This is a genomic window from Ochrobactrum sp. BTU1 (assembly GCA_018798825.1).
Lineage (GTDB): Bacteria > Pseudomonadota > Alphaproteobacteria > Rhizobiales > Rhizobiaceae > Brucella.
The window spans coordinates 829,506-840,417 of sequence record CP076357.1; the positions used below are offsets into that span (position 1 = coordinate 829,506).

The following is a 10,912-nucleotide window of genomic DNA, read 5'->3' on the forward strand; positions in this document are numbered from 1 at the left end:
AGTAGGTGCACCATGAAATATAAGGTCCTAGCGTTGGCTTCGCTGTTAGCACTCGTTGGCTGTGTGGGATATAATAAATCAGTTGCAAGGCAAGCAGGCGTAGTGCCTGTACGTGATTTCGACGCAAAGCGTTATCTTGGCAAGTGGTACGAGCTGGGACGGATCGAAAATCGCTTCGAACGCGGCATGACGCAAACCACTGCGCAATATTCGCAGAATGGTGACGGCACGATCAAGGTCGTTAATGCCGGTTTTGATCCTGCGAAAGGACGCTTCCGAAGCGCTGTGGGCAAAGCCAAATTCGTTGAAGGTGAGGACGTCGGTGCACTCAAAGTTTCATTCTTCGGGCCATTTTATGGCGGTTACAATGTGGTTGCCCTTGATGCCGATTACCAATGGGCGATTGTTGTGGGACCCAATCCAGATAAATATTTCTGGGTTCTCTCGCGAAAGCCCCGCTTGACAAGCCAACTGAAAAACAAGGCATTAGCGGTTGCACAAGGTCTCAACGTTAATCAAGACAAGATCCTTTGGGTTGAACAAAAATAGCTTTGTTCAGACCATAGCTGTTATGCATTTGTTAACCCTAGTGACTGCGATATGTATGAAAAGGTCCAATGGAGCTTGGTGTTGCAGTAATACTACAGACATTTTTCGCGAGAGGTTTATGTTGATCTCCAGAACAGATTTTAGCTGCTGAAGCAGAATTGGAGAAATAGAGATGAATATTAAATCCGCTTTACTTGCATCAACAGTAGCATTCTTTGGTTTTTCTGCAGCACAGGCGGCAGACGCCATTGTTTATGAAGAGCCAGCGCCTGTCGTTACAGCGCCTGTATTCACTTGGACCGGCGGCTATGTTGGCGGCCAGATCGGTTACGGCTGGGGTAAGTCACGTTTCAGCAATGAATTCACAGCGATCAACGTGAAGCCTGACGGCTTTCTTGGTGGCCTTTATGCTGGCTATAACTTCGATCTTGGCAATAGTTTCGTTCTGGGTGTCGATGGCGACGTCACCTATAACAACCTCAAGGACAGCTACTCTGTCGGCGATGGCGAGTTTGGTGCGGGCGTTGAAAGCAAACTACGCTGGTCGGGTGCTGTCCGGGCTCGTGCAGGCGTGGCGATGGATCGCTTTCTCCCATACATTGCCGGTGGTGTAGCATTCGGTAGCGTCAAGAATACATTGTCTGCGAATAACGCTGTTGAAGAAGTCAGCATCTCGCAGAGCAAAACGCTCACTGGCTGGACCGCAGGCGCTGGTGTCGACTATGCCGCGACTGACAATGTTATCGTTCGCCTCGAATATCGTTACACTGACTATGGTCACAAGGATTTTGACTTTGGCGTCTCAGACGTTGGCGTCCGCGACAAGTTCAAAACCAACGATGTCCGCCTTGGTGTAGCATACAAGTTCTGATCTGCTCGCAGACATCTAAAGCCGCCCAGTTCAGCTGGGCGGTTTTTCTTCGTAATGCGTATGCCGAATAATATCGGCTGAATTTGAGCCGGGGGACATCTCAAGCAAGGACAGCGGGCGTCCGTCTTCATTCAGGCCTTTATTACGACGCAGTGGTTGTAGAGCCGAGACAGAACGCCAATTTTTCCGTCAATCTTCGGCTCTAAAAGTAAACGGTACGCGCACCCTGCCTCTTATGGAGGTTTTATATGGCTGGCACCTTTTGACCCCATTAACAGCCACAAGTCCAACTAGATAATTGGCCAGTCCGGCTGCTTTTACCACTTCTATATCAGTGACGTTGCCTTCGTCTCGCAAGGTAAACTCAATGATTGCGTTACCCGATAGATTAGCTGGCATCTTAATGCAGCTTCTAACCTGCTCTGCCAACGATCTTGGTTCTTCCTGGCTGGAAAGCTCTTTTGTAAAGCCGTTATCAATACCCTGCGCAAATATCAGCGCCGCGCAACCTATCAAGAACTTCATACTGTCCCCAGTGTCGTTATTGAGCAGAATTCTAGCCAATAATTGCTTGGTGGATCGTTGATAAATGCGTGCCTTTAACTGCTGTCTGCTAAGCGCGGTAATGTGCGTGAGGACGGGACAGATAAAACAGCGAACTAGCTGAGGAATCTGCGCACTCGACGGATCACCTTCTTCACCGAGACATTTATACCGAACTTCCACAATGAGCCTGCGATTAATTGGGGTCGATATCCAACTTTCTCGCTGACGGGGCACAATCTGTCTTCTTGCAAGCAGGTATCAATATAATCTGATCGGGAAGCTGCACAGCTAAGATATTTCAAACACTGACTATGCAGCTCAGATGGGCCTAATCTTTAGACCTGTCAGGATATGGCTCGGTTGGAACCTTCTTTTTCGGGTTACCGGGCGCGTTGGTTTGTTCATGCGTCGGTGTTTCGTTTTGGTCTTTGGGCTCGATGGGTGCCGGGTCAACGACCTTCGTTTCTCTATTGAGATCTGGATCAGACCAAGGACTCTTTTTCCTGTTCATTGCTGGCTCCTATTTTCCGCTTCTTCGATATTGAAAGTGCTAATCAAGCCTTGAGCGACAATAGCAATAGCTGCAGCTGTCTCCGCCTCTTCCCATCCAGCATTTCTTGCCGAAGCGATCAGACCCATGATTTCGTTGGCGACGGCTTCCTGGCAATCAAGCTCTCGTTCCGGGTATTTTCCAGGATGTCTTGGCTTGAGCATTTGCGTTCTCCTGATTTCCGCTAGTTACAACGCGTGAAACGGAAAAAAGGTTCTGACGTAAACTCGGTTTCTCAGCGCGGATTTGGGCTCAAGCGAAGAACCGGCAGCAAGTTTCGCCAACCTCACCACGGCGGTTGCACAAAAGGCGGCCCCATCGAAAAGGTGAAATCTTATGATGCCAATTCGTCCCCCCTGTGATGTCTTGATGATTTAAACGTTAATTTCCGTTCCCACTCATTCGTATAAAGCTCCAAGTGAGCGACATCTCTCATCTCAATCCATACTAGGCTCTTTTCGCTGGCGGGTGTGGCCGGAGCCGTCGCCACCCCGATCGCCTGACGTATGGCGGATACCGGCGTGCCTTGAATTTGTTCGGCAATTCCTGTCGCGAAACTCGCCTGCAAAAGTCTGACTTTCGCGAAGGACATTCGCGACGCCTTTAGCTCCCAAATCGACGGCTTATTTTTCTTGCTGCTGGCGCGGATGGGACCAGAGCGGCGCCAGCCTTGACCGCCTCCCACCGCTCCAGTCGGGGCTCTCCAAGCTGACAAGGACGGATTGAAGGCGCATAGCGCTCCCCATCGCGGAACGGAAAGAGGCCGCACGGCTGGATATGTCTCGTAATAAATAGGGCATATTGCCGTATATTATTCGGATGAAGGAGGCCGTCATGTCCAAACCGTTTGCAGAGCCTGATACCGCCCGACTGGAGGCGCGTATTCCGATCCATGTCTATGACCAGATGCAGCGCGCCGCGCGCCTGCGTGGAATGACCCTAACGGGCTATCTGATCGCCACTGCTGGCGAGGATGCCCGGCGCGTTGTTGAAGATGCCGAGGTCATGCGGCTGGCGCGCGCCGATCAGGTTCGTTTTGCCGAAGCGTTGATCGATCCGCCCAAGCCGAATGAGCAGCTGGCTCGTGCCGCCAAACGTCATGCCGAATTGATCGAACGCCGGTGAGTGCCCGCTTTGTCATCGAGCCGCTGGCGAAGAAACTGCCGCGTTACCCGTCCATTCCAGCCGTGCTGATATGCTGGCTTGGTCAGCACAACGACTATGCCAGTCAGGGGCTTGGCGAAGCCTTGCTGTTCGACGCCGTCAAGACGGTCGCGACGTCGCCCATTGGGGCACATGCCTTCTTAGCGGATGCCATCGATGACAAGGCTGCGTCGTTTTACGCCGCGTTCGGCTTCTCGGCCCTGATTGAAAAGCCGCGCGCCCTCTATCTGCCGGTTGCGACCGCGTTGAGTCTGGTGTCGTCATGAGGGGGATCGGGCAAGCGAGCGGCAAAAGACGGCCATTGGCGGCACATAGGCTATTCGTGATCGGGGATGCGCATCCGATCCTTGGCGCATGTCCAAGACGCGCGCCCATCGCAGCCCGATCTGAACCGCCAGACGCCAGAGAAGGCCGATAGCCGGGATGATGCAAAAATTTCTTAACCGAGCTTCGAGTGCGGTTGTAATGATGAAGCCGGCAAAGCTCACGTTAAAGCTTCGATATCGATCATCGACTCCGCCAAATCATGTAATTACGGAAAGGAGTTTGGTCGAAAGCATACAGGACAATGCGGTTGCAGTGAAAGGAGATCATGCTGATGCTCGTTTACGCATAGTCTAGCCATATTAGTTCCCTCAAAAAAGTGTTTCAGGGCACACTAAAGTCGGTGTTCGAGTACGTTAACTACGATTCCGGGGCACCAAGCGCACCAACACCGAACAGTTCGAAAAAAACGAGACTGTGAAGGTTTAAGCCAAGCCGCCCCGCTGGTTCAAAGCTTCGACGCCGCGTGGCACTACGAATCTGGTTAGGCGGCTCTGGTGCGGGTGGACGGCGAGATACGCCTGTATTTGTCGCTGAGACGAAAAGGAAGCCTGTTCACCCACGACCTCGCACGACAATGAAGCCGCTGAGATCGCCTACGATGAGGCGCATCTCAAGCCGGCCCGCTACGTCAAGGCGGCTGCGCTCTACGATGTGCTGCGCCACGCTTCGAGAGTTGCATTGCGCATCAGATGTCGTGCGCGGTGCTGCGATGTTTGAGATGTTCGCTCTGCGTGCCATCCGTGACGCCTGGCCCTCCTAGGGTTTCCGCCACAGATCAATATCAGCACCAACGGCGCGTGATGAAGAGAATAGCTGATCGCCCGACGCCAGGTGAAAATCGAACTTGAAAACGGTACTAAGAAATGATACTGGATGCTCCATGAAAAAGCGTCTTAGAGCTACGCTGGAACTGATCTTCGCCCGCCCAGTTAGTGGTTCGATCCGCTGGGCCGACATAGAGGCGCTGTTTGTGAGCCTCGGGGCGGAAGTCAGCGAACGGGAAGGTTCGCGTGTCGGCGTGTTCCTGTTCGGCGAGGTGCGTGTTTTTCATCGTCCGCATCCGTCACCGGATACGGACAAAGGAGCGGTTGCCAGCATCGGTAAATGGCTGGACGAACACGGAGTAAAGCCATGAACAATGTCGTTGAAATCAATGGCGAGAAAGCGGTGATCTCTTTCGAACCCGAGATTAATTTGCTGCGCGGTGAGTTTGTCGGCCTCAATGGAGGGGCCGACTTCTATGCCGACAGCGTCCACGATCTGATTGAGGAAGGCCGCAAGTCGCTGGCCATTTATCTCGAAATGTGCCGGGAAAAGGGTATCGAGCCGCGCCGGAAGTTTTCAGGCAAGTTCAATGTCCGCCTCACCCCTGACGACCACGCCGCCGCGGTTATTGCCGCAGCAGCATCTGGCAAGAGCCTGAATGAATGGATCATCGGGACGATCCGAGAGGCCGCTGAATAGCGGCCACGTTCGGTTCGACCGGATTTCAAAGAAGACATCGCGATAACCGCTTCCACCACGCCGCTGCGCGCGGTCCTTTGCCTGCAGGTTTCGACGGCAGAGAGCTTTGCTTCAAGGTCGTCCCTGAATGTAATATCGTATCGCAGGTGATTGCATAATGACGCAGGTGGTTACACCGCTTCGAAGGCCTTGGCGTATTCCGGTGCCCCATTCTGCGAACGTTGAGTTATTTAAGCAATCAGCCTTTGGCTTAAATTGTGGGCAAGCTAAGATAAGCGCTTTTAAATAAGGTGCGATACCATGATCGGTAGGCGCACGGAAATGTACTTGGCAGTATTTTTCCATTGATACCTATGACACTTGGTAGAAGAGTAATACAGGTATCGGATACGGACTCCGATTTGAGTACCAAGTTGGTGCCTTTTGAGAAAGGCGGCTGGCCTAACACCCGGTCCTAAAGCCGCCCTGAATACCTTTAGACCACAGTCTCAACTAAGCTTCGTGAGCGGACTGGCACTTGTTTGGTCCATCAACTGGTTCAATCAAGCTGGAATTCGTGAATGCGCGGTGGTTGCTACAGCTTATCAGCTCACTTTTGGATCTAGAGATGATCCGCTCTGGAATGACGGTCGAACTGACTGTTTTCTTTTAGTTTTTGGTATAAGGCCATCGCGTTGGGCCTTCTTTTTTGCATCCTTCTTCGCTCGACCTATTGCCGCATCTTTTTCGCGGATACGCCGCTCAGATGGTTTTTCATATGCACGGCGTGCTTTTAATTCCCGGAATATGCCCTCGCGCTGCATTTTCTTTTTAAGGACGCGGAGCGCTTGGTCGACGTTGTTATCTCTGACAAGAACCTGCAATTTATTTCCTCTTTTGCTAGTTAAGCATTCTGATCGCGAGCGATCCGAGCCGCTCTTAAACGGAGGGTCTTTTCGTCTTTTAGGTTTTTTTCCTGGCTCAGGATTGCCTTTGCGCTCTTGTCCGTTGCAGCTTTCTGGACTTCCATCCGCGTCGGTTTGAAGAGTGTTTCTTTAGTGTGTTCTTTAATCATCGCTTCGCTCCCAGATATACGTTTTCCTATCGTGCACGGCTGGTTGAGCAGCCGCCACCGCTCCGTCGCAATACATTCGACAGTTTCGACCATTCGACGGGCAGAGTTCTAGGCGGGTGCTTCAATAGAGGCGTGATTGATGTCGGATTCAGATCTCTGCGGCCAGTGGTGTAACCATTTGATGAACTTTCATTTATTGTTTTCAAAACGCTCTCCTTAAAAATCCGCACTATTAAAAATCAAAATAAAAAAGGCCGAGCGTGCACTCGACCTTCAAAAGCATTCCTCTTATTCAATGCCAGTACATCCGTGGTCAAAGAATAGAAGAAAACTTATTAAGCAGCCTGAAGATTACAAGCCGACATTTTACCCGACTTACGATCCTGTTCGACATCGTAGGTCAGTTTCTGGCCTTCATCGAGAGAACGCAAACCCGCGCGCTCAACTGCTGAGATGTGAACGAATGTGTCTGCTCCGCCATTATCAGGCTGAATAAAGCCAAAGCCTTTTGTGGAGTTGAACCATTTAACTGTTCCGGTGTTCATGACGAACCCTTTCTTAGAATTAAAAATAACGGCACGAGAGTACGTGCTGAAAGTACTACGATTTTTAAAAGGGGGGTTCGATCAGCGCACGGTGCTAAATGTGCAATAAGCAAAAACTCTTTAACAAAATATCGATTTTCAATACATAGATACTATTCAACAGAATGTCAATCATTTATGAAAATATTTCAATATTATTATAAGAGAAAGAGATCCATTCAATTTTCAGACGAGTAAATTTAATAATTACTTCAGGTGAGTATACGAACAAGTCACCGGCTCACCTTTCGCTCATGTTACATATTATGGGGTTCCATATCCAAGTTTATCATCCGGAAATAGAGCTGATGCGACGCGTTGGTCGCGCATCACACCTGACATGAAATTTGCCAAAATCAAGCTGGATTGATGAAACAGCGGACCAGGAAGAGGCCTCATTTTGGATGTCACATAACCGGCCTTCAGCATCATCTTATTTAGTATTCTGTTGCTGATCTGGAATTCGACAAGTGAAACATTGGAAGACATTTAGTCCTCCTTTCAGATTGCGGGTATGGACAAAAAAGCCCCGTCAGCGACCCGGAAGAAATAAAAGGCTGACACTTAAGGCTCGCGTGTTCGTGTTGGAAAAGCAATGAAACAATTAAGGTCACTTAAAGGCGAATTGTCGGAAACGTGCTCGTCTTCTGTCCGGTCCCAGATGCGACTGAATATTTCATGGAGCAAAGGAACGCGAGGTGGAGCACTATTCCGCCGACAATGTTGCAAGGGGAACCAACAGCGTAGAAACGCATTTTACTGTGTGATTGCGAAGCGGCCTTAGCTGCCCTTTTGTCGGGTTGTCAGGTACTGATTTGCGGCAGATGTGTTTGAACGGGAAGGAAAAAATATGCTCCCCACCATCCATCATGATAATGCAGAAGAGACGGGGCGTAGCTTAACCCGATCACAGCAAAACGCGCTCCGCGCCATCGCATTCTTTCGTCACCAAAAGAAAATAGGAACTGGTTGGCTCGTGGGCGACCAGCGCCTTTCAAACCGGATCATCGACCGGTTGGAGCAACTCGACCTTGTCGAGGAAAACGTCCTTCGTGGCGCGCCCATTCTCCAGCTTACAATTGTTGGAGAAGCCATGAAGGCAAAGCTTTTGCAGTGAAAAATTTGTTCTGAGGGCCCCTGGCCATAAAGCGGAGCAACGCCGGCCTCGAACTTTCAGTTCGTTCTGCTTCGTTGAAAGCGTTTTGTCCAGGCTTGGCTGAGTTTCGTGGAGACTGGAAAGTGGCTTGATGTTCTCTTATCTTTGAGAAACTATTCGAAAAAACACCAAGTGAGAACGCAATGACCGTCTTCGCCATAACTGACGATGAAACAATGCGCATTGAGATACTTCCGCCAGAATCGGCTCGCCCGACCATGATGATTTGCGATTGCTGTCAGGAGAAGAGACCAGCAAATGCGTTCGATTTAGACAGCTGCGGTCTTTGCCGTGAATGTGTCGAATGCGATACGTGGATTATTCCCGACAACGCGGACTGGTAGCAGCGAACGCAGAACTGCGATCGCATCTATGAGCGAAAAGCCGTAAGGGGCGCGCAGCGCTTTCGATATCCTGTCTCGCTGGTTTCTCGCCTTCATCCAGCGAAAAAAAGCTGCAGGTCAGGATATTGGTATTATTTCCACATGCTGCGCATTCTGGCACCTACATCTATTCTGACTTGTCGAGCGCTGCGTTCCCCGGCTGAGTGAGAAACTTTCGGCCAACTCGTCGCTTCGAAATATTGAAGCAGGAAAGCTGGGATAAAGCGGGTTCTTGACGCGTAAACGTGACGATCTCCCTGAGCGTTCTGCCCATAAGTGAAGAAACGCTGTGGCGTGATGAGCGAGAGACTATCGCGCGCACGCGTCATGCCGACATAGAGCAGACGCCGCTCCTCCTCCAGTTCCGCGGTAGTTCCAGCGCCCAAATCAGACGGAATACATCCATCAACCACGTTGAGCATAAAAACCGAACGCCATTCCTGTCCTTTTGAGGAATGAATGGTTGAGAGGATCAAATAATCCTCATCAAGCAAAGGCACACCTGCCTGGTCGCTTGTCGCATCGGGCGGATCAAGCGTTAATTCGGTCAAGAACCGTTCGCGGTTCGGATATCCGCCTGCGATTTGTTCGAGCTGCAAGAGATCCGCTTTTCTTGTGTCTGCATCCTCATGAATGCGATCCAGATGCGGTTCATACCAGGTTCGCGCCAAAGCGATCTCACCCGGCCAGCCGCCATCTGCTTTTCGTAAACTCACGAGTAAAGTTACAAAGGCTGGCCAGTCCTCTGCGGTTTTTGGCGGCGGGGGAATTTCCGCAAGCGCCATGAGCGGCTCGGGATCGTCAGCGATTGTATCAAGAATCCGGGCTGCGGTCTGCGGGCCTATTCCGGGCAGCATCTGAAGAAGGCGAAAACCTGCAACTCGATCACGCGGATTTTGAGCGAAACGGATTGTTGCGAGCAAATCTTTCACATGCGCGCTGTCGAGAAATTTCAGCCCGCCAAATTTCACGAAAGGAATATTGCGGCGTGTGAGTTCGACTTCCAGAGCCCCGCTATGACTTGAGGTGCGAAACAACACAGCCTGTTGTTTAAGGGTGATGCCCACCTCACGATTGGCAAGCACCTGCTCTACGACATAATTTGCTTGATCTGTTTCGTCTTTTACGGTGACGAGTAGCGGCCGCTGTTCAGACTGACGATCCGTCCAAAGGTTTTTGGTAAACCGCTCACGCGCCAGATCAATAACTCCGTTGGCTGCAGCAAGGATGGGCTGGGTCGAGCGATAATTCCGATCAAGCGTGATGACGTCTGCAGGTTCGGGGGAAAACTGGTTTGGAAAATCAAGAATATTGCGCACTGTCGCTGCCCGGAACGAATAGATCGACTGCGCATCGTCGCCAACAACGGTCAATCCGCGCCCACCCGGCTTCAAGGACAATAGAATAGACGCCTGCAGACGATTGGTATCTTGATATTCGTCGACGAGAATATGATCGAAGCGTCCACCGATGTCGTCCGCTAATTCCGGGTCTGACACCATCTGAGCCCAGTATAAGAGCAGATCGTCGTAATCGAGTACGTTCTGGGCCTGCTTTGCCTCAACATAGGCTGCAAAAAGTTTTTTCAGTTCCTCTTCCCAGCCGATGACCCAGGGATAGGCTGATTTCAGAACCTCGCTAAGGGCACATTCCGCATTGACTGTACGCGAATAGATCGCAAGACAAGTTCCCTTGGTCGGAAAGCGGCTTTCCGTTTTAGAGAACCCGAGCTCATGACGAATGAGGTTCATAAGATCGGCGCTATCTTCACGGTCATGGATAGTAAAATCCACATTCAGGCCGATTTGTTCGGCATAAATACGCAGTAGCCGTGCGCCGATACCATGGAACGTCCCAGCCCAGGCCAATGCATCCGTCATAATGGCTGAATTATCGCCTAAAACCTGCCGGCAAATACGCTCGACCCTCCGCCCCATTTCGGAGGCGGCTCTGCGCGAGAACGTCATCAGCAAAATCCGGCGAGGATCGGCACCGTTAACAATCAGATGAGCAACACGATTGGCCAAGGTATTGGTTTTACCAGATCCGGCACCGGCAATTACCAGCAAGGGGCCACCAACGTGACCCTCGGCAAGGCCGACGCCGTATTCGACAGCCTGGCGCTGCCGCTCATTGAGTTTTTCTAGATAAGCCGCCATTGTCCCCATCTGAGAAGAAAAAAATCCTGACTACCTTGCTCGCTGATATCTCTTTGAATCGTTTGTAGGATTCATCCAAATCCCACCTATATCAAGAATTTTTCA

General features: G+C 51.0%; 17 protein-coding genes. 7 read left to right on the top strand and 10 right to left on the bottom strand.

Going from position 1 to position 10,912, the window contains the following annotated elements; genetic code table 11:
* Window positions 1-12: 12 nt before the first annotated feature.
* Together KMS41_27305 and KMS41_27310 are read left to right on the top strand one after the other, a co-directional pair.
* Window positions 13-549: a lipocalin family protein gene (locus KMS41_27305; GenBank protein QWK81496.1), complete on the top strand. Its 537-nt coding sequence runs from the start codon at window positions 13-15 to the stop codon at window positions 547-549.
* Between the two features lie 172 nt (window positions 550-721).
* On the top strand, window positions 722-1,420 hold the full coding sequence (locus tag KMS41_27310) for a porin family protein (GenBank protein QWK81497.1): 699 nt from the start codon (window positions 722-724) through the stop codon (window positions 1,418-1,420).
* 189 nt (window positions 1,421-1,609) lie between these two features.
* Here the strand turns inward: KMS41_27310 and KMS41_27315 are convergent, their stop codons facing one another.
* The 3 genes from KMS41_27315 to KMS41_27325 form a co-directional block, all read right to left on the bottom strand.
* Window positions 1,610-1,945 carry an energy transducer TonB gene (locus KMS41_27315; protein QWK81498.1) on the bottom strand — a complete coding sequence of 112 codons (336 nt, stop codon included), beginning with the start codon at window positions 1,943-1,945 and terminating at the stop codon, window positions 1,610-1,612.
* Window positions 1,946-2,473: 528 nt separating this feature from the next.
* Window positions 2,474-2,680, bottom strand: coding sequence for a hypothetical protein (locus KMS41_27320; protein QWK81499.1), 207 nt, complete (start codon window positions 2,678-2,680; stop codon window positions 2,474-2,476).
* A gap of 170 nt (window positions 2,681-2,850) precedes the next feature.
* The gene (locus KMS41_27325) at window positions 2,851-3,108 is read right to left on the bottom strand and encodes a hypothetical protein (protein QWK81500.1); all 258 of its coding nucleotides are present in this window, start codon (window positions 3,106-3,108) and stop codon (window positions 2,851-2,853) included.
* A gap of 242 nt (window positions 3,109-3,350) precedes the next feature.
* Between KMS41_27325 and KMS41_27330 the strand changes: the two genes are divergently transcribed.
* Both KMS41_27330 and KMS41_27335 read left to right on the top strand, forming a co-directional pair.
* On the top strand, window positions 3,351-3,641 hold the full coding sequence (locus tag KMS41_27330; GenBank protein QWK81501.1) for a DUF1778 domain-containing protein: 291 nt from the start codon (window positions 3,351-3,353) through the stop codon (window positions 3,639-3,641).
* Entirely contained in the window at window positions 3,638-3,946 is a 309-nt protein-coding gene (locus tag KMS41_27335) for a GNAT family N-acetyltransferase (protein ID QWK81502.1), read from the top strand. The genes KMS41_27330 and KMS41_27335 overlap by 4 nt, the downstream gene beginning before the upstream one ends.
* A 613-nt stretch (window positions 3,947-4,559) precedes the next feature.
* On the opposite strand, the gene KMS41_27340 is transcribed toward KMS41_27335, so the two are convergent.
* Entirely contained in the window at window positions 4,560-4,745 is a 186-nt protein-coding gene (locus tag KMS41_27340) for a hypothetical protein (GenBank protein ID QWK81503.1), read from the bottom strand.
* A 142-nt stretch (window positions 4,746-4,887) separates the two neighbouring features.
* On the opposite strand from KMS41_27340, the gene KMS41_27345 reads away from it, so the two are divergent.
* Together KMS41_27345 and KMS41_27350 are read left to right on the top strand one after the other, a co-directional pair.
* Entirely contained in the window at window positions 4,888-5,142 is a 255-nt protein-coding gene (locus KMS41_27345; protein QWK81504.1) for a type II toxin-antitoxin system HicA family toxin, read from the top strand.
* 167 nt (window positions 5,143-5,309) lie between these two features.
* Window positions 5,310-5,471: a toxin-antitoxin system HicB family antitoxin gene (locus KMS41_27350; protein ID QWK81899.1), complete on the top strand. Its 162-nt coding sequence runs from the start codon at window positions 5,310-5,312 to the stop codon at window positions 5,469-5,471.
* A 584-nt stretch (window positions 5,472-6,055) separates the two neighbouring features.
* Here KMS41_27350 and rpsU read toward each other — a convergent pair.
* The 4 genes from rpsU to KMS41_27370 form a co-directional block, all read right to left on the bottom strand.
* On the bottom strand, window positions 6,056-6,334 hold the full coding sequence (rpsU, locus tag KMS41_27355) for a 30S ribosomal protein S21 (protein ID QWK81505.1): 279 nt from the start codon (window positions 6,332-6,334) through the stop codon (window positions 6,056-6,058).
* Between the two features lie 20 nt (window positions 6,335-6,354).
* On the bottom strand, window positions 6,355-6,618 hold the full coding sequence (locus tag KMS41_27360) for a hypothetical protein (GenBank protein ID QWK81900.1): 264 nt from the start codon (window positions 6,616-6,618) through the stop codon (window positions 6,355-6,357).
* A gap of 242 nt (window positions 6,619-6,860) precedes the next feature.
* On the bottom strand, window positions 6,861-7,070 hold the full coding sequence (locus tag KMS41_27365; protein QWK81506.1) for a cold-shock protein: 210 nt from the start codon (window positions 7,068-7,070) through the stop codon (window positions 6,861-6,863).
* 303 nt (window positions 7,071-7,373) lie between these two features.
* A complete protein-coding gene (locus KMS41_27370) occupies window positions 7,374-7,598 on the bottom strand; it encodes a hypothetical protein (GenBank protein QWK81507.1) in 225 nt (74 codons plus the stop codon).
* A gap of 361 nt (window positions 7,599-7,959) precedes the next feature.
* On the opposite strand from KMS41_27370, the gene KMS41_27375 reads away from it, so the two are divergent.
* Window positions 7,960-8,226: a hypothetical protein gene (locus KMS41_27375; GenBank protein QWK81508.1), complete on the top strand. Its 267-nt coding sequence runs from the start codon at window positions 7,960-7,962 to the stop codon at window positions 8,224-8,226.
* Between the two features lie 308 nt (window positions 8,227-8,534).
* Here KMS41_27375 and KMS41_27380 read toward each other — a convergent pair whose 3' ends face one another.
* Entirely contained in the window at window positions 8,535-8,705 is a 171-nt protein-coding gene (locus KMS41_27380; GenBank protein QWK81509.1) for a hypothetical protein, read from the bottom strand.
* 35 nt (window positions 8,706-8,740) lie between these two features.
* Window positions 8,741-10,816 (bottom strand): ATP-dependent helicase, encoded by a 2,076-nt coding sequence (locus KMS41_27385; GenBank protein ID QWK81510.1) that lies wholly within the window; start codon window positions 10,814-10,816, stop codon window positions 8,741-8,743.
* Window positions 10,817-10,912: the final 96 nt, after the last annotated feature.